The organism is Nostoc sp., assembly GCF_036917655.1.
Taxonomy (GTDB): Bacteria; Cyanobacteriota; Cyanobacteriia; order Cyanobacteriales; family Nostocaceae; genus Nostoc.
In genome coordinates this window covers 185439-208533 of the sequence record NZ_JBALCY010000003.1, presented here as the reverse complement: position 1 = coordinate 208533, position 23095 = coordinate 185439, and the positions used below count along the sequence as shown (strand labels likewise).

Below are 23095 nucleotides of genomic sequence, written 5' to 3'. Positions count from 1 at the left end.
CGTTATTGTGGGGTGGGCATTGTAATGCCCACCCTACTGTAGTTTCGCTGGAGTTCAAGCTACCTGCGAAGGGATTCCATTACTTATTTATCTACTGGTAAAATCGCTGTCTTCCTTGCCCCTCAAGGTATTAATTCTTCTTGTCCTCTCAAACGAACGCACAGTTAATATGTATCCCTTCAATACTTCGGGGTAGCCCATTATTTTGGTTGCCACGACCTTCCGGTTGTGATTAAGAAAAGATTTCTAGCAAACAATAGTCGCAAGAGAGGGAATTTTCCCAGCATCAGAAATGCGGTCACACACATACTCAAAAAAACTAATTCTCAACTTACGAGTAGTGGCAACAACAGACATAAAAGTACATAAAAGTATTTAAAATTCAAAATTCATGCATTCAAAATTAAAGACATTTTGCCTACGGCACGCTACGCGAACAGCCGGGGATTTAAACCCCGACTAAAACCGAGCAGAGTCGGAGCCACTTCGCCTCCGATCTGCGTTTAGATGTAGGGGTACTAAACCCTTTAATTTCCGATAAAAGTATCCCAAGCCTTAGAACATCAGTAGTTTTAGTAGCATAACTAATATTGCGTCGCTGCACTATAGTCCTGGTAGCTAACTCAGCCGGATTATTGTGCTTTCGTCTATTCAGGATGCTTCAATACCAACAGCAACTCCGATCTTTTTGCAGCAGTTAATCGTTTTTGTTTATCCAGCTGCTGATAACTCCTGTCGGTGTCGAAAAGTTTCCAAAACTCAGACCCCCCGGATTATCGAGGGGATAGGTTAATACTCCCATTGCAAACCATCTCTAAAGTTTTAATTTTCAATGAAGATGTATTGAAAATAACTACAATTTTGAGGAAATAGGTCAGAATGAGAGGACTAAATCTTAGGGTCAGTGCCCTTTCATACAAACATTGTAAGATAGCGGCGTAATTTGTTGTGAAATCAGTCTTTTAATTTATATTAGAAGCTAACAACGTCACTATAAATTGCAAGTAAAAATCCTAATGGTTAAACATATAAAAGCTTTAACATTCTTGCATAGTGTTGCAGCTAGATTAATTGTCATACATCCAGAAATGTTGGTCACTTTATACCTAATTTAGGCAAGAGTATAACTTCATATACTAAATTTTTATTTAATGGATATTTATGTGTTGACTGTTTCTTTATTTTAAGCGGTTTTATTTTAACTCATGTTTATGCTAACAATTTTACAACAAAAGTCAGCAACCATAATCATCGAGTATTTTTATATTCAAGATTTACTAGAATTTATCCTTAATATACAAAAGTATCTTTAATGTGAATTTTGGAACAAACTTTAATATTTATCAGCAATTACTCATTCTTGCTTTGTATATGTTAGTAGTGATATTAACTGCATCGCTAACCCATAAATTGGTTTATTTAAAAATGCAGCACTACTTAAAAACCACAAGTTTTGCAAAAATATATATTTTTTTCGGTCATTAAATATGAAAACTATAACTGATTCATTAGCTCAAAATAAAAAAACATTGCTGACAAATGATTGGCAATTATTATTATCAAATAATAATTTAGAACGAGACAATTTAACAATATTGAAAGAATCCGAAAAACAGCTATTATTCGAGTGGAATCATACTCAAACTGATAATCCCCAGCAAGCATGTATTCATCAATTGTTTGAAGCACAAGTAGAGAAAACACCTGATGCTGTAGCATTAATCTTTAATAATCAGCATCTCACCTATAGAGATTTGAATAGTCGTGCCAATCAACTAGCACAACATCTGCAATCACAAGGGGTAGGAACAGAAATTCTTGTAGGAATCTGCATAGAGCGCTCCTTAGAAATGGTTGTAGCACTTTTAGCTATCCTCAAAGCAGGTGGAGCTTATGTACCCCTAGATCTAGGGTATCCACAAGAACGTTTAGCTTTCATGCTATCAGATACTCAGGTATCAGTATTATTAACTCAAAAAGAACTAGTTGCCAAATTACCTACTCATACAGCATTTGTAATTTGCCTAGATGCAGATTGGAATGCGTTACCAAACCCCACCGGAGGTATCGCCCAAAATAAAAAAGAGAACCTAAGCACTAGCGTCACTGCTGATAACTTAGCTTATGTCATGTATACTTCAGGTTCTACAGGTATACCCAAAGGTGTTAGCGTTATTCATCGTGGTGTAGTTAGGTTAGTCAAAGAAACTAATTATGCCCACCTCACAGATGAAGAAGTAATTCTGCAACTTGCTCCTATTTCCTTCGACGCTTCAACTTTTGAAATTTGGGGTTGTTTACTTAACGGTGGGCGACTAATAATCTACCCTCCTCATACACCATCTTTAGAAGAATTAGGACAGATTATTCAGCAATACCAAGTTACTACTCTTTGGCTAACAGCCGGTTTATTCCACCTCATCGTGGATGAAAAAATTGATGTTTTAAAATCCTTGCGTCAACTTTTAGCGGGTGGCGATGTCTTATCTGTTCCCCATGTGCAGAAGTTTCTCCAAAGAATAGAGAATTGTCAGCTAATTAATGGTTATGGGCCAACTGAGAATACAACTTTTACCTGTTGCTATACTATAACAGCGCCACTGCAACCAGGTGTCTCTATTCCTATTGGTCGTCCAATTGCTAATACCCAAGTTTATATATTAGATAACAACCTCCAAGCAGTATCAATTGGAGAAGTTGGCGAATTATACATTGGTGGTGATGGATTAGCTAGAGGCTATTTAAACCGTCCCGATTTGACTGCCGAAAAATTTATTTCTCACTCCTTTGATAGTAATTTAGCAACGCGTCTTTACAAGACTGGAGATTTAGCTCGTTATCTTCCAGATGGCAACATCGAGTTCTTAGGTAGGATTGACAATCAGGTAAAAATTCGCGGCTTCCGAATTGAACTAGGGGAAATTGAGCGGGAGATTGCACAACATCCTGACGTTCGGGAAATTGTCGTTGTAGCCCGTCAGGATGAAACAGGTGAAAAACAGTTGACAGCTTATATTGTTCCTCACTATAACAGTAGATATACGCACAATAAATTACGTAGTTCTTTACAGCAGCAACTACCTAATTACATGATGCCCTCAGCATTTGTGATGTTAGAATCACTGCCTTTAACTGCAAATGGCAAAGTAGATAGACATAAATTGCCAGCACCAAGCAGAGAACGTCCGCAACTGGAACAAGCATATATTGCTCCCCAAACCGATTTAGAGCATCTGCTTGCAGGTATTTTGTCTGAACTGCTCAAAATCGATCGTGTTGGGATTAATGATAATTTCTTTGATTTAGGAGGAACTTCAATCTCAATTCTGCAAATTGCTGTGCGGGTGCGACAGGAACTTGGGATTGAGCTACCTGCTGTGAAGCTGTTTCAGTATTCAACCATTGGCTGTTTAGCAAACTATTTGCATTCAAACCAGAACACCCAACCGTCTTCTGACAAGCTGCAAAATCGCGCCCAACGCCAACAAGCAGCTTGGACTCGTCGCCGTAATCATCAACAAGGTGTTTAAACAATGGTAAATATGCAAGCATCTGATAACCAAGATCCTATTGATGGTGTTGCCATTATTGGCATGGTAGGAAGATTTCCTGGCGCTGGAAATGTCGATGAGTTTTGGCGCAATCTGTGTGAGGGATTAGAATCAACGACTTTCTTTCAAGATGAGGAATTAGATCCTAGTATTGACCCGAACCTTTGCAAAGATCCTAGCTACGTAAAAGCTAGAGGAATCATTGCTGGGGGAGAAACCTTTGATGCTGCCTTCTTTGGCATTAATCCACTGGAAGCTGTGGTTATGGACCCGCAGGCCAGAGTTTTCCTAGAGTTGGTTTATGAAGCCCTGGAAAATGCTGGTTATGAATCAGAGTCTTTCGATGGTTTGATTGGTTTGTACGCGGGTTGTGGTCAAAATACTTATTTTGCTAACCACATTTCTGGACGTATGGAAATTGTCGATCGCATCGGCGAGTTCCAGACAATGCTAGCAAATGAAAAAGACTTTTTGACGACCCGTGCTGCTTACAAGCTCAATCTCAAAGGCCCGGCTGTCAGTGTTAATACGGCTTGCTCTACTTCTTTGGTAGCAGTCATTCAGGCTTGCCAAGCCTTAAGCAGCTATCAGTGCGATATGGCTTTAGCTGGTGGTGTATCTATGACTACACCCCAAAATAGCGGTTATATGGCTCAAGAAGGCAGTATGCTGTCTGGAGATGGGCATTGTCGTCCCTTTGATGCCAGCGCTCAGGGCACAATGTTCAACAATGGTGCAGGAGTGGTTGTCCTCAAGCGTTTAGAAGATGCACTCAATGATGGCGATCGCATCTATGCTGTAATTCGGGGTTCTGGTATCAATAATGACGGCGCTGACAAGGTGAGCTTTACGGCTCCCAGTGTCGATGGACAAGCACAGGCCATTGCAATGGCGCAAGCTTATGCCAATTTTCACCCGGAAACCATCTCTTATATTGAAGCTCACGGTACAGCTACACCTTTAGGCGACCCGATTGAAATTGAAGCGCTAACGCAAGCATTTCGTGTGCATACAGATGCTAAACAATTTTGTGCGATGGGCTCTCTTAAAGGCAATGTCGGACATTTAGTTGCGGCGGCTGGGGTCGCAGGGTTAATTAAAACCGCTCTCGCCCTACATTATAAAAAGATTCCACCTAGTTTAAATTTTGAGGCTCCGAACCCCAAGATTGACTTTGCCAATAGCCCATTCTATGTAAATACCAAATTAGCTGAATGGTCAGAAAGTGAAACTCCGCGACGAGCCGGCGTGAGTTCTTTTGGTGTCGGCGGGACTAATGCTCATATTGTGCTAGAAGAAGCGCCACAAATCCAAAGTTCCGGTGCTTCTCGCCCACAGCAGCTATTATTACTCTCAGCAAAAACGAGTAAAGCCTTAGAGGCTGCAACAGAGAATTTACAGCAACATTTACAATACAACGCCGAAATTAACTTAGCTGATGTAGCTTATACTTTACAGCGAGGGCGCAAAGCCTTCAACTATCGACGCAGCATAGTTTGTCACGACATCACAGATGCGATCGCAGCCCTACAATCTTTAGATCCCAATCAAGTAAGTACCCAACATACAGAAATCCGTAATCCAGCCGTTGTCTTCATGTTCCCCGGACAAGGGTCGCAATATGTGAACATGGGGCTGAATCTCTACAACCGCGAACCTGTGTTTCAGGAGGTAGTAGATCGATGTGCTGAAATCCTTAAACCCCTACTGGGCAGGGATTTACGAGAAATCATGTATCCAGCAGGAGGCGATGCCTACGGCGGGCTACGCCTACGCGAAACTGCGGCTATCTCTCTGCGGCAAACCTGTTTTACCCAACCAGCATTGTTTGTCATTGAATATGCTTTAGCACAACTGTGGCAAAGTTGGGGAGTCAAGCCCCAAGGCATGATTGGTCACAGTATTGGTGAATTTGTCGCCGCCTGTATTGCGGGTGTATTTACCTTAGAAGATGCGCTGATATTGGTTGCAAATCGCGGTCGCTTCATGTGGGAGTTACCGGAAGGCGCTATGCTCTCAGTGCGCCTACCAGCCAAAGAGGTAGAGCCGCGATTGAGTGCAGAACTAGCGATCGCAGCAATTAATGGCCCATCCTTGTGTGTAGTTTCTGGGCCAACAGAAGCGATCGCGGCTCTGCAAAAACAACTAGAAAGCGAGGAAGTTGTCTGTCGCTATTTACACACTTCCCACGCTTTCCACTCTCCAATGATGGATAGCATCATTGCCCCCTTTGCTGAGGTAGTTGGGAAAGTTAAATTATTACCTCCCCAAATTCCCTTCGTTTCCACAGTTACCGCCGACTGGATTACAGCCCAGCAAGCAACTGATCCGATGTATTGGGCTACACATCTGCGTCAGACTGTGCGATTTGCGGAGGGTGTACAAACCCTATGGCAGCAGCCAGAACGCCTACTGCTAGAGGTGGGGCCGCGAATCACAACTACGACCCTAGCCCGCCAACAAGCAAAAGATATTAAACAACAGATAGCGATGCCTACGGCGGGCAGAGCCTACGCTTCTCTGGGTGATAACGCTGAGAACGAAGCCGAATGGACGGCATTACTCAAGGCAGTAGGACAACTGTGGCTAGCAGGAGTATCTATTGACTGGAGCAAGTTCTATCAAAGGGAAACGCGACAACGAATTCCTCTACCTACTTATCCCTTTGAACGCCAACGCTTCTGGATTGATCCTCCACCTCATCCCAATCGCACAGCAACTCCCAAACTTTTAAATTCCCAGTTATTAGAAAAGACCCAAACTATGACAACATCCCCTCAGCAAAAACTAATTTATCTGCTAAAAGAAATTATCGAAGAAACCTCAGGATTAGAAATTGCTAGTGTTGACGACTCGACAACATTTTTAGAAATGGGATTAGATTCTTTATCTCTAACTCAAGTCGGGTTAGCTTTGAAGAAAAAATTTAAAGTCAAGGTAACACTTAGGCAGTTACTAGAAATTTGCCCGAATCTAGTAATGCTGGCTGACTTGATCAATCAAGCCTTGTCTCCCGAAACTTTATCCGCATTAGGATTAATAGAAACCGTTGCAGAATCCATTCCAGAAGCACCATTACCAGCACCTGCAATCACATCACCCACTTTGGTAGTGCATGAAGTTCATCCAAATGGATCTGCACCTCAGATTTCTCCCCAACCTGCTGCATCTAGTTTCCTAGAAAATGTGATTAATCAGCAGCTACAAATCATGACTCAGCAATTGGCGCTTTTGGGTAACAACAGTCAATCTGTAACAATTCCAGTTGTACCTGCGGCGACATCTCAAAATAATGGTGTTAAACCACAAAACGCTGTATCTATCCCAGCTACCCAAACGAGCAAAGAATCACAAGCATCGGTAGACACGGAGTCAAATGGCGCTAAAAAGTCATTTGGTGCAGCAGCTCGAATTGAAAAAACCCAGACTAAAACTCTGACAGCGCAACAACGGACTCATCTAGACAAAATTATCCAAAGATATACACAACGGACTAAAAAATCCAAAGAATTTACTCAATCTCATCGCCCTTATCTGGCAGATCCAAGAACTGTTTCTGGGTTTAACCCGACGATGAAAGAGATGGTTTACCCCATCGTGGTGTCTCGTTCATCAGGTTCTAAACTTTGGGATGTTGATGGCAATGAATATGTCGATTTAAGCAATGGGTTTGGCTTAAATTTGTTTGGTTGGTCGCCACCTTTCATTACCGAAGCAATTGAAGCACAACTAAAACTCGGCATGGAAATTGGGCCGCAAACTCCCTTAGTTGGAGAAGTGGCAAAGCTAATGTGTGAGTTGACCAACTTTGACCGAGCAGCTTTTTGTAACACAGGTTCAGAAGCAGTTCTGGGAGCGATGCGGATGGCACGCACCATCACAGGGCGTAACTTAATCGCCATCTTTTCTGGAGCTTATCACGGTATTTTAGATGAAGTAATTGTTCGGGGTACAAAAAAACTCCGGTCAATTCCTGCTGCTCCTGGTATTCCACCCGAAATGGTAGAGAACATTTTGGTATTAGACTATGATTCGCCTGAGTCTCTAGAAATCCTCAAAAATCGGGCTGATGAGTTAGCAGCAGTGATGGTTGAATCTGTGCAAAGCCGTCGCCCTGAATACCAGCCCAAGGAATTCCTCCAGCAATTGCGTGATTTTACGGAGGAAGCTGGTATTGCCCTGATTTTTGATGAAATCGTTACCGGATTCAGAATTCATCCAGGTGGCGCTCAAGCGCATTTTGGTATCAAAGCTGATATAGCAACCTACGGCAAGATTGTGGGCGGTGGACTACCGATTGGAGTCATTGCTGGCAAATCGCAATATATGGATGCTTTAGATGGTGGATTTTGGCAGTTTGGGGATGACTCCGTTCCAGAGGTTGGTGTGACTTACTTTGCCGGCACCTTCGTCCGCCATCCCTTAGCGCTAGCAGCCGCGAAAGCAGTACTTCAGCATTTGCTCGATTGTGGCCCCAGCTTGCAGCAAAATCTCAATGCAAGAACTGATAAGTTTGTCGCGGAACTTATGGGCTATTTCCAGCAAGTTCAGGCTCCGTTTACAGCTTATAATTTTGGCTCCCTGTTCATGGTGAAATCTGCACCAGAGTTTCCCTATGGAGATTTGCTATTTTACTTGCTGCGGGATAAGGGAGTGCATACTTGGGATCATCGTCCTTGCTTCTTGACGACAGCACATTCCGAAGCCGATTTGGCTTTCGTAATGGCAGCTTTTAAGGAGACTATTGCCGAAATGCAGTCTGCTGGCTTCTTATCTGCACCGTCTATAGAAGTAACAAACAGCGATCGCAATGGAGCAGAAATTACCAATAACAGCCTACGTAATCGTCCTCCACAACCTGATGCCAGATTAGGACGAGATCCTCAAGGGAATCCCGCCTGGTATATTCCCGATACCGAGCGACCCGGCAAATATCTACAAGTTGCCAGTGTTTACTGAAGTGTTTTAAAAAAGCAATTGCACAGAAAGTATAGTGTGCATCAATAATTTTTGCAAATAGTAAATACTCATCGATCAAGGTTTTGTATGTCAATTGATAATCTACTTGAACCTAGTTCTATTAAGTCCGATCTGAAGCTTCCTGAACAAATCATTCAAACCGATCCTTCAAACTTCCAGGAAAACTTCAACTCTTCTCACTTCATGTTTTCGCATAACCTTGCGGGACACCCTTTGTTTGAGATCCCTCGCTTAGTTGAGCTTGCAAATACTATTTTGAGTCAAGGAAGAACGAACAAAATCCAGTCTTATATCAGCAAAGTCCCTGTTCAGCAAAAGTGGGATCATCGACCTAAAATCAATCAAATCACGGAAGCGATCGCACATATTGGAGAATCCGATTCTTGGGTGATGCTTGAAGATGTTCAAGTAGACCCAGAATACGCTGCATTGCTCAAGCAGATCATAACTGAACTCGAAATTCTTACAGGCAGACCCCTTCGCAAGGAAATGACCTGGCTAGGTGCTTATATCTTTATTGGTTCTCCAAATTCTATTACACCTTACCACATCGATAGTGAGTTGAATTTCCTGTTTCAAATTCAGGGCGAAAAAGATATGAGCCTCTTCAATCAAAATGATCGTTCTGTACTGAGCGAGGAGGAGATTGAAAAATTTTACATCGGCGACCTGAATGTAGCAAATTATAGAAAAGAGAATCAGAGTAAAGCGAGCATTTACCATTTGCAACCAGGTAAGGGACTCCATCATCCAATACTGGCACCCCATTGGGCTAAAAATGATAATAATGTCTCTGTAGCTTTGAGTATCCTCTTTTATCTGCGACCTTACGATCTAAAAGCCAGAATATATCAAGTCAACAGCTATTTACGCAGACTGAGATTGGAACCCACTCCACCAGGCAAATCTGCCCTGCGAGACCGCATCAAAATCTTTGCTCTAGGTCTTTTCTCTGATCGACAGCCGAAAAGTAAATTTACAATCCTGCGCTCTGGTGTATTAAGAATCAAATCCATTGAGAGAAAGCTAAAGCAATTTAAACAGAAAGTGAGGTCACTAAAGCGATAATTGTCTGTCGTAATTATTAAAAACAAAGCATACACCAGATTAAGATTAAATTTTTCGATATGTCACTAACTAAATCATCCACGAATAAGCAGAATTCGATCAAGTCATTAGCCGATAAACCTTCTAATCGCACCACTGATGCTGACGATTTGCACTTCTACTCCAGTTTTAAAAAGCTCATTGATCCGATTAAATTTACCCAAGGGATGGCAGATAAAATACAGAAGTTTGTTACGAAGATAGTGAGAAACATCCCTATTGTTTCAGATTACTATTACTACTACTGGTATTTTTTCCGTCATCTATCATATCGTGGGGTTTTCAATACCTATTCTGAAGCCTTGAAAGCCCTTCCTTCGGGTTCTCGCATCAGCCACAACCAGCCGGAAATTCACAATCATCCCTCAGTAGCACAGTTAACTACTAGACGCGAGTTAGGTAAGCTTGATCTTATTGACTATCCAATGGTCTTTTGGCTCAAGTCAGCCTTCAATGATAGTTCAACCGTTTTTGACCTTGGCGGTAATGTAGGTGTCAGCTATTATGCTTGCCGTAAGTATCTCCAATACCCTAGTAATCTTCGCTGGTTGGTGTGCGAACTCCCAGAGCTAATTATCGCGGGAGAGAAGTTGGCCAGAGAGATTGACAGTCCAGGTTTGTCCTTTGCAGGGGATTTTGCTAAGGCGGAGGGGATGGATATTCTTCTGACGGTTGGCACTTTGCAATATCTAGAAGCATCACTAGCTGATATTTTAGGAGAACTTAAAGTAAAGCCAAGGCATATCTTAATCAATCATACACCGTTTTATGAAGGCGAATCTTTTATAACATTGCAAAATATTGGCTATGCTTTCAGTCCATATAAAATTCAGAACCGAATTCAGTTTCTCGCTTCTCTTACTTCAATTGGCTATGAATTAATAGATAGTTGGAAATTAAATCGTACCTGTTATATTCCATTTCATCCTGAGCGATCTGTACATAACTATTACGGTTTTTATTTACGGCTCAGTGAGTAAAAGTTGATGATACCAATTCTCTAGCAAAATAATTTTTATGGTTTTGGTGGGCATTGCCCACCAAAACCATAATCTGGTGAAAAATGTATTGAAGGTCAGTAGTTTTTCAAGAGAGATTTAAATTTAACCACATTGAATAAACTAAGAAAATAATAGAGTTTTATGACCTTATCACCTGTAGATTTCCAATCCAGATTAACTGCGGTTGATTTTGATCCATTTGCAGATGGAGAATTACTTTTAACCGCCCCTGCCACAGAATCACAAAAAGAAATTTGGGCTTCTGTGCAAATGGGGGATGCTGCCAATTGTGCTTATAACGAGTCTCAATCTCTGCGACTAAAAGGCAAACTTGATGTCAAAGTTTTCCAGTCTGCGGTGGAAAAGTTAGTACAACGTCATGAAGCACTACGGACAACTTTTAGTACGGATGGTAATACACTCTGCATTGTTGCTTCTCGGCAAATTGAAATCCCTATTATTGATATTTCTAGCCTGGAACCAGAGGAACAACAGGAAAAATTAGCTAGGATCTTGCGACAAGAAGTAGAGCAACCTTCTGATTTGGAACATGGCCCCCTATTTCGGGCAAAAATTGTCAAATTGCAGCCGCAGGAGCATCTAGTTCTTTTGACAGCCCATCATATTATTTGTGATGGTTGGTCTTGGGCAGTGCTAATGCCAGATTTGGGTAAACTTTATTCTGGCTTGCAACAGGGAATTGTTCCTGAACTGGAAGAACCAGACAATTTAAGTGAATATGCGACTTTGCAGGAAGAAGAGGCGGATAGTCCAGAAGCGATCGCCACAGAACAATACTGGTTGCAACAATTCGCTGATTCCGTACCTGTGGTGGATTTCCCCAGCGATCGCCCTCGTCCCCCACTCAGAACCTTTAACGCTGCTCGTGAAGATTGGCATTTAAGTCCCGAACTAGTTGCCAACCTCAAACAACTAGGGACAAAACTCGGTTGTAGCTTTATGACTACTATCCTGGGAGGATTTGAGGTTTGGCTGCACCGTCTGACAGGACAAAACGACTTGGTTGTTGGTATTCCAGCCGCCGGACAAGCTGCTTTAGGCCAATATAATCTCGTAGGTCACTGTGTAAATTTACTACCATTGCGTAGCCAGATTAATGGCGAAAAATCTTTCAGCGACTACTTGCGATCGCGGCGATCGGCTGTGTTAGATGCTTACGACCATCAACAATTTACCTTTGGTAGTCTGGTCAAAAAATTAGTATTACCACGGGATTCTAGCCGCATTCCCTTAGTACCAATTATATTTAATGTCGATCAAGCCTTAGATAGCAATCAACTTCCATTTCTGGAGTTAGAGGGAGAATTTTTCTCCAATCCACGCGCATTCGAGAATTTTGAACTGTTTATCAATGCTACGGAATTGCATGGTAAACTGACCCTGGAATGTCAGTACAACACTAATTTATTTGACGCTGACACTATCCGCCGCCGGATGGCAGAGTTTGAAACTTTGTTATTGGGCATAGTTGCTAACCCCAATCAAAGTATTGCTAAATTGCCAATTTTGCCAGCAGTTGAGCAACAGTTATTAGCAAAATGGAACAATACACAAACAGCTTATCCCCAAGATATCTGCATTCACCAGCTGTTTGAAACTCAAGTGGAGAAAACTCCAGATGCGATCGCTGTTGTGTTTCAAAATCAACAACTAACTTATCTGGAACTTGACCAGCGTGCCAATCAGCTTGCTCATTATCTCCAAACCTTGGGAGTGAAGCCTGGAGTCCTAGTTGGCATCTCCTTGGAACGGTCAACAGAAATAGCGATCGCTCTGCTAGGTGTACTCAAGGCAGGTGGTGCTTATGTCCCCTTAGACCCCACCTATCCGAAAGAACGCTTGACTTTCATGCTTGATGATGCTGAAGTGTCCGTGTTACTTACCCAAGGCAATCTACTTGATTTGTTACCAGACAATCGGGTGCAGATGGTTTGTTTGGACACAGATGCAGAAAAAATTGCCCATTATCCAACTCACAAACTTACTTACCTAGCAACTGCTGAGAATCTAGCTTACGTCATCTACACTTCCGGCTCCACAGGAACACCCAAGGGAGTAAAAGTTTCTCACCAAAATGTTGTCAATCTCTTGGGAAGTATGCGTGACAAACCAAGGTTGACTCAGCAAGATATTCTGCTATCTGTCACCACTCTCTCCTTTGATATTGCTGTTCTGGAAATATTCTTGCCCTTAATCGTCGGCGCAACTACTCTGATAGTCAGCCGTGAGGTGGCTATGGATGGGGAGAAACTACTCAAAACTCTCAACCATTCAGGAGCAACAGTCATGCAGTCCACTCCCGCAACCTGGCGATTGCTGCTGGCGGCTGGCTGGCAAGGTTCAAAACAACTCAAGATTCTGTGCGGTGGAGAAGCATTATCACCGACTTTAGCTAAAGAATTGGTGAATCGTGTCCACAGTGTTTGGAATATGTACGGCCCAACCGAAACAACAATCTGGTCTACCTGTTATCAGATTCAAGCAGACGGAATCCCTCTGATTGGTCAGCCCATTGCTAATACTGAAATTTACCTATTGGATGATTATCAGCAGCCCGTACCTGTGGGAGTTCCTGGTGAACTTTATATCGGTGGTGCAGGTGTAGCGCTGGGTTATTTGAATCGACCTGAGTTAACTACAGAAAGGTTTATCTGTAACTCATTCAGCCAAGAACCTAATGCTCGACTCTATAGAACAGGTGACTTAGTTCGTTATCGCGCCGATGGCAACCTTGAGTATCTGCAACGAATTGACAATCAGTTAAAAATTCGCGGTTTTCGGATTGAATTGGGTGAGATTGAAACGGTCATGGCTCAACATCCTGCTGTGAAAGAAGCCGTCGTTCTCGTGCGAGAAGATATCCCAGATGAGAAAACTTTAGTCGCTTATCTAGTTCCAAAAACATCATCTAAAATTGAGTCGCCAGTGGAGTCTGTTAGCAGTAATCAACATATTCAAGGCTGGAATAAAAGGTCGGACTTCCTAGATGAATCAGGTTTCAAAAATACCTCATCAGAATCTTTACAAGACAAAAATTTAGGCGATGCCGACATTATCAAGCAGTTAAATAATCAAGTTGTAATTGATTCAGAAACAGCTAATCAAGTAAGACCTCAGTCGTGGAGTGATTATGCCAATATCCCCATGCATAAACAGGCAGAGAATAATCAGCTAATTCCACAATTACGCAAGTTCTTGAAGGAAAAGCTACCAAAATATATGGTGCCTGCTACCTTTGTGACATTGGATGCTATACCCCTTACTCCTAATGGCAAAGTCGATCGCAAGGCTCTACCAATACCCGACTTTGCTCGTCCAGAACTGATGGAGGATTATGTAGCGCCTCGCACTCCCATTGAGCAGCAGATTGCAGATATCTGGACGCAGGTTTTGAATGTCAAGCGGGTTGGGATTTACGACAACTTTTTTGAATTGGGCGGATATTCTCTACTAGGAATTCAAGTGGTTTCTCGACTGCGCCAAGCCTTACAAGTAGAAATCCTGATGTCCAATTTATTTGAATTACCAACTGTAGCAGATTTGGCTGAACGAGTGGAGACTCTGCGTTGGGCAACCCAAGGTGTTCAGGCGGCTGAGAGTGAAACAGCTGATGATTACGAGGAAGGTGAGCTATGAAAACATTAGATGAACTACTATCTGAGCTACGTCACCGTGATGTCAAACTTTGGCTAGAGGGCGAAAGCTTACGCTATCGGGCGGCAAAAGATAGTCTCACGCCGGAATTGCTAACCGAGTTAAAAACTCAAAAAGCCGAAATCATCAACTTTCTTCGACAAATTACTACAGCCGCCAATTCACAGATTCCCCCAATTGTCGCTTGTGAACGGAATGGCAACTTGCCGCTTTCCTTTGGCCAGCAACGGATATGGTTCCTCCATCAGTTTGAACCTGATAGTTCCTCAAATAATATGCCGGTTGTGGTGCGTTTTACGGGGAATCTCAATGTTGCTGTCTTAGAGGAAAGTTTGAGAGAAGTCGTCCGCCGTCATGAAGTTCTGCGGACAACTTTTCCCGCAGTGAATGGCAAGCCCACTCAAGTCATCGCCACCGATGTTTTCTTGACGCTGCCAATAATTGACTTGCAGCAAGTACCAAATGAAAAACGAGAAGCGGAAGCTCACTCACTGGCAACTAAAGAAGCTCATCAACCCTTTGATTTAGGTAAGGGGCCGATTTTGCGGGTGCTACTGCTGCGGTTGAGCGATCGCGAGCATCTGCTAATCTGGAATATGCACTGTATAGTTTGTGATGGCGCTTCTTCTGATCTTTTCTATCAAGACTTCACTACCATCTATAAAGCATTGTCGGTGGGCAAGGCTTCTCCTTTACCTCCCTTAACTGTGCAGTATGCTGATTTTACCAATTGGCAATATCAGTGGCTCCAGGGAGAGGTTTTAGAGTCACAGGTAAACTACTGGAAGCAAAAGCTAGAAGGCAATTTACCCATCATTGAGTTACCTTACGATCGTCCCCGTCCTCATGGTGTGCAGACATATCGAGGCGATCGCGCTGCCCTGCTGCTATCAAAAGCGCTGAACCATGCTCTGACAGACCTGAGTCAAAAATGGGGTGTCACCCTCTTCATGACTCTACTGACAGTGTTTGAGCTATTGCTCTACCGTTATTCTGGACAAGAAGACTTACTTATTAGCTTTGCAAGTGCAAGTCGAGGACAAGTTGAAACCGAGGGGTTGATTGGATTTTTCTCTAATACTCTTGTACTGCGGAGTAACTTTGCAGGGAACCCAACTTTCCGAGAATTGTTAGACCGAGTGCGTAAGGATTGCTTACAAGCTTATACCCATCAAGATTTACCCTTTGAGAAGCTAATTGAAGAACTTAGACCAGAACAACGAAGTCGCAATACTTCGCCCCTGTTTCAGGTAAAATTCTCCCTCAATCCTCCTTGGTCTAATGGTCGTGGTATGGGAGCAGTGCAACTACCTGATTTGACTATCACTTCTCTATTTGGCTACATCTATCATGGTAAAACCAAATACGATCTGACATTAGTCTTGCGGGAACAGGATAATGGTCTGGGCATGGTATTTGATTATAATGCCGAAATGTTTGATGCCAGTACCATAGAGCGGATGTTGGGACACTTCAAAACTTTACTCGAAGGTATTGTTGCTAATCCCGATCAGGTGATTGCCGAATTACCCCTGTTGACAGCACCTGAACAAGATCAATTGTTGATTGACTGGAATGGCAAACAGGCTGATTATCCCCAAAATACTTGTATCCATCAGTGGTTTGAGGCTCAAGTCAAGCGAACTCCAAATAATATTGCAGTAAGTTTTGAAAATCAGCAACTAACCTATCAGGAACTCAACCAGAGGGCAAATCAACTAGCCCAATATTTGCAAACTCTAGGGGTAAAATCGGGGGTACTCGTCGGTCTTTATGTAAAGCCTTCCCTAGAGATGATTGTGGGGCTGTTGGGTATTTTGAAAGCAGGAGGAACTTACGTACCGATCGCTCCGACATCTGGGCAAGATGGTCTGGCTTTGATTTTAGAAGATGCCCAAATATCTTTAGTGTTAACCCAAAGCTCATTGGCTGAGAAATTCTCTGAGCATCAGGCACAAGTTATCTGTTTAGATAGTGATTGGGAAGCGATCGCCGTACACGCGACTGAAAATCTAGGTTATCATACCACAGATCAGACTCTCGCCTGTGTGATGTATGTGTCCGATTCCAATGGAAAACCCAACGGTATAGCCATTACCCACCGTAATCTTGTCATCCACAGCCTAGCAATCAGCGACACCTGGGAGTTGACCGAGAGCGATCGCCTACTACTCATACCTAACATCAGTTGCGATTCTTTCATTGAATCACTTTTCCCCACTTGGATTACTGGTGCTACCGCAATTCTCCAGTCTCAAGAGCTACAAAACTCGACGGCGCAGTTTTTCCCATTCATTGCTCAACAAGAGATTAGCGTTGTTAATCTACCTACTTCTTTTTGGTATGAGTTAGTTAAAGAGCCATCTGTGTCTTTACAAACTTTGCCAGCGATTTTGCGGTTAGTCATGGTTGGTGGTGAAAAAGTCTCACGCAATGCTTATTTAACTTGGGTAGAAAAAGTTGGCAAGCAAGTACGCTGGCTTAATGCCTATGGATCACTAGAAACAACTTTAACCGCCACGGTTTACGATCCGGAAACTGCCACTGAAGCCAGTAACACGCGGTCAGAAATTCCTATAGGAAAAGCGATCGCCAATACCCAAATCTACATTCTCGATCAGCGATCGCAACCCCTACCAATTGGCGTTACTGGCGAAATCTACATCAGCAGTATCGCTGTTGCACCAGGCTACTTTAACCGTCCTAACTTAACATCTGAGAAATTTATCCCCAATCCCTTTAGTAGCGAATCTGGGGCATACCTTTACAGAAGTGGCGACTTAGGACGCTACTTAAGTGATGGTAATATTGAGTTTCTTGGTCGTCTAGACAATCAGGTAAAAATTCGCGGCTTTCGCATTGAGTTGGCTGAAATTGAAAGAATTTTGGGTCAATATCCAGGCGTGCAAAAAACTGTGGTGATTACCAAAGAAGATGTTCTGGGGGATAAAAGTTTAGTTGCTTATCTTGTCCCCAAACAAGGGGAGACTTTTGGAAGTGAGCAACTGCGGAGTTTTATCCAGCAAAAGCTGCCTGAGCATTTGTTGCCTTCTGCATTTGTCATAGTAGATTCTCTGCCATTAAATGCTAATGGTCAAGTTGATCGCAAAGCCTTACTTGCTCTTAATCCAACAAATACTAAAATAGAAAAAACATTTGCTACAGCAGAAAATCCATTACAACTTCAATTAACAGAAATCTGGGAAAATGTTTTAGGAATTCATCCGATTGGAATAACAGACAACTTTTTTGATTTGGGTGGACACTCACTGCTGGCAGTCCGTCTGTTTTCTCAGATTGAAAAGATAGCGGGCAAAAATCTACCTCTATCTATCCTCTTGCAAGCCCCAACTATTGAGCAATTAGCTAATATTCTTGAGCGAGAAAGATCCTCAAAACCTGGGGTTGCGGCCATGCCAACAGCTGATGTCAAGTCTGAAACATCAATTCCTTGGTCATCTTTGGTAGCTATTCAACCCAACGGTTCTAAGCCTCCTTTTTTCTGTGTACATGCTTTGGGTGGAGAAGTTCTAGGTTTCCGTAAATTGGCATTGCATTTAGGATCAGATCAACCATTTTATGGACTAGAAGCACAAGGGTTAGATGGAAAACAGCTTCCTTGTACCCGGATTGAAGATATGGCAACGCACTACATTCAACAAATCCAGACTATTCAGCCCCATGAGCCTTATTTGATTGGCGGATACTCCTCTGGGGGTATAATTGCTTACGAGATGGCTCGGCAATTGGTCATGCAAGGTAAGAAAGTAGCTTTGCTAGTTTTATTTGATACCTACGGTTCAATAAAAAGCGAATCTTTGCCATTGCAAAAACTAACCTCTCGCCATTGGAAGAGTCTTTTAGCAATTGCATCTAACTATGTTATTGAGCAGGTAAAAAGAAATATAGAGCGGCTTAAGTGTCATATCAAAGAGATACTCTGCCTGATTTTAGGACGCCCCTTATCTTACTCCAAGCGGAAATTCATGGTGGAAGAGGCCACCAGACTAGCGCTCAGAAAATATGTTCTACAAGTTTACTCAGGTCGAGCAACCGTATTCCGAACAGAAGATAATCTTGTAGTTGGACAACGGGAGGCTGATCCCAAAATGGGTTGGGGTGAATTGGCATTAGGGGGAGTGGATATCCATGATATTTCTGGAATTCATAATTCCATTTTTAAAGAACCCTATGTACGATCTGTATCCGAAAAAATGAAAGCTTGCATAGATCAAACTTAGTGCAAAAACCTAAATCTTTCTAGACTTATAGGAAATGTAATTCAGGCACAAAGATTATAACGTTTTGCTTCTCACCTCTGAATCCTGAATTATGCTGTAGTTACAGCTTTGCAACCTCATCTTGCTTGCGGGATGGGGTTGTTTTATTCGCAAGTAATAATTTCCACTGGCACCTTGATATATGTGTAAATGCGATCGCCAATAAAGCCTTTGCATAAGTCTTAAAGCTGTGCGTGGGCGTGTTGCAGGCATTTACTTGACGGTGAATAACCAAGGTACAGCAAATTACACCGAGATTTTCAAAGCTGATTCTCTGTTTGCGCCATTTATTATTGATGGTAGACTTGATGCTATTCTCGATGGCAATGCTAATAATGCTCCGAAGGTTTACTTCGCATTCTTGGGTGCTAACTCAGATAAGATAGATCACATTCTGCTGTTGGGGAATAACATCTTTGGTTTTAAGGATTTACCAAATGGTGGTAATAAAGATTACAACGATGTCATTGAGCGTGTGAATTTGAGTATCGCCTAGCAAGATAATATCAAAACTTGATAATTACTTAGCAAAACCAAATGGACTCACCCGGCTTCTGGGGTGGGTTTGTTTGATTTTGGGCAATCAAATCGACTCAATATCAATTAAAGCAGTAAATTTACTGAAGGCAGTTATTGTCTTTACTTCATAAATTTAGTAGTTGATTCCTCTACGGTGACAAAAAATCTTCACGTTTACTTTTCCAGTTAAATTTTATTAAAATAAGCTAGCAAAAAAAGTGATGGAGAATTCTTTCATAATCGGGCATGGCGATGTTTACCAAGGAAAGCTCACTGTCTTTCGCCATCAGTGATAGTCTCAATCCCTATATTCAAGAATTTGTAAAAAATCATTCAGAAATTTAAAGTTTTTTTTATTACACAATTCTTAATTATGCTATTTACTTAGGAAAGCATTTGTGATACTTTCATGTTGATTATCATAAATTAAAATACGCAACGTTAAGTTTAAGAACTGCGTTTCTGTGTCTTGGTTTGATGATGAGTATCCATCTTGCATACTTGCAATGCTAAATATTGATTTTAATGTTGTATAAATTATGTAGCGTGAAGTAAGTGATAACTTGTCCTCGATCTATTTACACTATCTTTGTTTTGAACCACGCATAACAGTTTTAACTCTGTGATCTGAATGCAGGTCTGCAATTAGACGAACCTACCCTCTGTGCTTCTACATATTTAAGCACACTGAATACCAGAGAAGTATTGCCGCTGCTGGCATAAAACCAAACACTAGCACTGTTAGTAAAAGAGATAGTCCCTAATATTTTCGACTTTATTCCTCACTTTTACCTTCGACTTGTTTTATATGACTTATATTAAGAACACTTTTCCCGAATTTATCACCACCCTAGAAGGGTTTGATCAGTTACCAGATGCGGCGATCGCCAATCTATCAGAACAGCTGCAAGCTTGGCGCTATCGCATCGGTCAGAAAATCATCGGTAAAGAAAGTCTCCCGGAACGCATCACTATAATTTATGAGGGACAAGTGCGCCTGTTGGGATATGATCCCCAGACGCAAATGCCAATCACCCTAAAATTACTGCAACCGGGAGAAATTATCGGCGAAATTGGTTTGTTGCGCGATATCGCCTGTGAAACAGCGATCGCCTCCACCGAAGTAGTATGTTTAACCTTGAATGCATCGGCATATTTTAGTTTTCTGGCTTTATACCCAGCTTTTGCCAATGCTCGCAAGAACCGCAGTTATTTGGTGGAAGTTTTCGATATTCTCAGTTCCTATTGGCAAAAGCAAGCGATCGCTACTTTAAATCTCAGAGAACTGGCAGAAAATGCCTTACCACAGGCGAAAATCCATTACCTCCCTCCAGGCAAAACTCCATTCAACCAATTAGATCGCGAAAGCGTCTGGTTTATCAGTGGCGGGGGGACAGTCACGAATTTATCACCTAGCGATCGCCTAGAATCAGACGATGACAGAGACAATATCCAGGTCATAGGTCAAAACCCCGCACGGTTGATTGGGATACATCCGTCAGATTTGATCTTGGAAGATAGTCATCAGATAGAACTTGTGGTTAGTGACACCAAATCAGATAGCGCAGAGGAATTAGATATCCCCTATGCATCAGACGAAATAGTTCCACAGACAGCCCCCCAGACCTCAAACAGTTCGTCAAAACAGAAATATCCGTTTTTTAGTGGTAAGGGAGAATTAAATACAGCCTTCGCCTGCTTCCAAATGGTCGCGAAGCAACTAGAAATGCCCTTTCGTCGAGAGGTGGTTCGCCGCATCTTAACTGAGCAAGTCAAACGTCAGGGGACTATATCGTTTCAAGTTACTGCTTACCTGGCAGAGTTAATCGGACTTAAGGCGCAGTTGATAGAGCTACCAATCGCTTCAGTGACGCGCATTCCTACACCGGCATTGATTCGCTATGATGATAGTTTTGCCGTTTTATATGCAGTGGATGCAAACACTGTGGTTGTGGGTGTTCCATCCCAAGGAATTGTGCGCTGCAAACCTGCTCAATTGGTTGAACAATTAGATGTTGATCCAACCAACTTTCCGCCCCAAGTTAGGGTATTACTACTCACTGCTACCAAAGAAACACCGCAAGAGCGCTTTGGTTTACGGTGGTTTCTGCCCTATTTGTCACGCTACCGTCGAGTCCTGATAGAGGTCTTTGTCGCTTCCTTTTTCGTGCAGTTGGCGGCGTTGGCAAATCCTCTGGTCGTCCAGGTAATTATTGACAAAGTTATCACTCAAAATAGTATTGGTACTCTACATATTTTGGGGGTTTTGCTATTAGTAGTCGGGATATTTGAAGCGGTGTTGACTACCTTACGAACCTACTTATTTGTTGATACCACTAACCGGATCGATATGAGTTTAGGGTCGGAAATCATCGATCACTTACTACGTTTACCTCTGCGCTATTTTGAACGCCGACCAGTGGGGGAACTTTCCACTCGGATCAACGAACTAGAAAATATCCGCCAATTCCTCACGGGTACTGCTTTAACAGTGGGGTTAGATGCTCTATTCTCACTGGTTTATATCGGTGTGATGCTGATTTACAGTTGGCAACTTACCTTAGTCGGCTTAAGCACAATTCCGGTGTTTATTATTGTCATCTTAATTGCTTCTCCCACCATTAGCAGACAATTACGTGGCAAAGCCGAACGCAACGCTGAAACTCAATCTTATTTAGTGGAGGTGATGTCAGGAATTCAAACAGTAAAAGCGCAAAATATTGAATTGCGAACGCGCTTTTCCTGGCAAGAGCGTTACGCTCGATTTGTCGCCGCCGGTTTTAAAACAGTTGTGACTTCTACCCTCGCCAATTCTACCAGCAGTTTCCTCAACAAACTCAGCAGCTTACTAGTTTTATGGGTAGGAGCTTATTTAGTACTTAAAGGAGAATTAACTTTAGGCGAATTAATTGCCTTTAGGATTATATCGGGTTACGTCACCAGTCCAATATTGCGCTTGGCTCAACTCTGGCAAAGCTTCCAAGAAACTGCCTTGTCTATAGAACGTTTAGGCGATATTGTCGATACACCACAAGAAGGAGAAACAGACCGCTACAATATACCCTTACCCACGATCAAGGGAGCAGTCAAATACGAAAATGTTTCCTTCCGGTTTGGCACAAGTGGCCCTCTGCAACTTTCTAACGTCAACCTCGAATTTGCTCCAGGTAAATTTGTTGGCATTGTCGGACAAAGTGGATCTGGTAAAAGTACGATGATGAAATTACTACTCAGACTTTACGAAACTGAGTCCGGCAGAATTTTGATTGATGGTTATGATATTGCCAAAGTAGAACTTTATTCACTGCGACGGCAGATAGGCGTAGTTCCTCAAGAGACATTATTGTTTGACGGCAGCGTTCAGGAAAATATTGCCCTAACGAATCCCGATGCCACAACCGAAGAAATTATCGAAGCGGCTCAGGTGGCGTGCGCCCACGAGTTTGTAATGAACTTGCCCAACGGTTACAATACGCGGGTGGGAGAACGGGGTTCTGCACTTTCAGGTGGACAACGACAAAGAATTGCGATCGCCCGCTCTGTTTTACAACGACCAAAATTATTAGTTTTAGATGAAGCAACTAGCGCATTAGATTATCCCACAGAACGGCAAATATGTCTCAATTTAGCTAAAGCATTCAAGGGTGAGACAGTATTTTTTATTACCCACCGACTGAACACCGTCAGTAATGCAGATAAGATCGTTGTGATGGATAATAGCAGGGTTATAGAACAAGGCAGCCATCAAGAACTAATGGCTATTAAAGGTCATTATTCTTACCTGTATCAGCAACAAGATGTGAACTTGTAATTAGTCATTGCTGGGGGCATGGCATTAAAGGATTTTCAGTTTGACCAAATATTCCATAGATACAGCAATCAGCGGAGAGGAGGCAATGTCACAAATATCAAAATCTAGGTTTTCGGCAAACATTGCCCACCCTACAAAAAATCCAAAATCGTTCGACTGAACGCTCACGAC

The 23095-nt window shown here is 42.4% G+C and carries 7 protein-coding genes and 1 pseudogene; all 8 read left to right on the top strand.

Annotation, left to right across the window (positions count from 1 at the left end; genetic code table 11):
* Positions 1-1487: 1487 nt before the first annotated feature.
* The 8 genes and pseudogenes from V7K30_RS02365 (at position 1488) to V7K30_RS02330 (ending at position 22924) form a co-directional block, all read left to right on the top strand.
* Positions 1488-3530, top strand: a complete 2043-nt coding sequence (locus tag V7K30_RS02365; protein WP_334996731.1) for a non-ribosomal peptide synthetase — start codon at positions 1488-1490, stop codon at positions 3528-3530.
* Positions 3531-3533: 3 nt separating this feature from the next.
* Positions 3534-8510, top strand: coding sequence for an aminotransferase class III-fold pyridoxal phosphate-dependent enzyme (locus V7K30_RS02360; protein WP_334996729.1), 4977 nt, complete (start codon positions 3534-3536; stop codon positions 8508-8510).
* Between the two features lie 87 nt (positions 8511-8597).
* Positions 8598-9599 carry a cupin-like domain-containing protein gene (locus V7K30_RS02355; RefSeq protein WP_334996727.1) on the top strand — a complete coding sequence of 334 codons (1002 nt, stop codon included), beginning with the start codon at positions 8598-8600 and terminating at the stop codon, positions 9597-9599.
* Positions 9600-9658: 59 nt separating this feature from the next.
* Positions 9659-10618 carry a TIGR04325 family methyltransferase gene (locus tag V7K30_RS02350; RefSeq protein ID WP_334996726.1) on the top strand — a complete coding sequence of 320 codons (960 nt, stop codon included), beginning with the start codon at positions 9659-9661 and terminating at the stop codon, positions 10616-10618.
* A gap of 162 nt (positions 10619-10780) precedes the next feature.
* Positions 10781-14296: a non-ribosomal peptide synthetase gene (locus V7K30_RS02345; protein ID WP_334996724.1), complete on the top strand. Its 3516-nt coding sequence runs from the start codon at positions 10781-10783 to the stop codon at positions 14294-14296.
* Positions 14293-18555 carry a non-ribosomal peptide synthetase gene (locus V7K30_RS02340; protein WP_334996722.1) on the top strand — a complete coding sequence of 1421 codons (4263 nt, stop codon included), beginning with the start codon at positions 14293-14295 and terminating at the stop codon, positions 18553-18555. The genes V7K30_RS02345 and V7K30_RS02340 overlap by 4 nt, the downstream gene beginning before the upstream one ends.
* Positions 18556-18781: 226 nt before the next feature.
* Positions 18782-19090, top strand: a pseudogene (locus tag V7K30_RS02335) (DUF4114 domain-containing protein); the annotation flags it as partial.
* An 831-nt stretch (positions 19091-19921) separates the two neighbouring features.
* Positions 19922-22924 carry a peptidase domain-containing ABC transporter gene (locus V7K30_RS02330; protein ID WP_334996720.1) on the top strand — a complete coding sequence of 1001 codons (3003 nt, stop codon included), beginning with the start codon at positions 19922-19924 and terminating at the stop codon, positions 22922-22924.
* Positions 22925-23095 lie beyond the last annotated feature (171 nt).

Coding starts and splice junctions, on each gene's coding strand:
- V7K30_RS02365 (WP_334996731.1), top strand. CDS start 1,488: ATGAAAACTATAACTGATTCATTAGCTCAAAATAAAAAAACATTGCTG.
- V7K30_RS02355 (WP_334996727.1), top strand. CDS start 8,598: ATGTCAATTGATAATCTACTTGAACCTAGTTCTATTAAGTCCGATCTG.
- V7K30_RS02330 (WP_334996720.1), top strand. CDS start 19,922: ATGACTTATATTAAGAACACTTTTCCCGAATTTATCACCACCCTAGAA.
- V7K30_RS02345 (WP_334996724.1), top strand. CDS start 10,781: ATGACCTTATCACCTGTAGATTTCCAATCCAGATTAACTGCGGTTGAT.
- V7K30_RS02350 (WP_334996726.1), top strand. CDS start 9,659: ATGTCACTAACTAAATCATCCACGAATAAGCAGAATTCGATCAAGTCA.
- V7K30_RS02340 (WP_334996722.1), top strand. CDS start 14,293: ATGAAAACATTAGATGAACTACTATCTGAGCTACGTCACCGTGATGTC.
- V7K30_RS02360 (WP_334996729.1), top strand. CDS start 3,534: ATGGTAAATATGCAAGCATCTGATAACCAAGATCCTATTGATGGTGTT.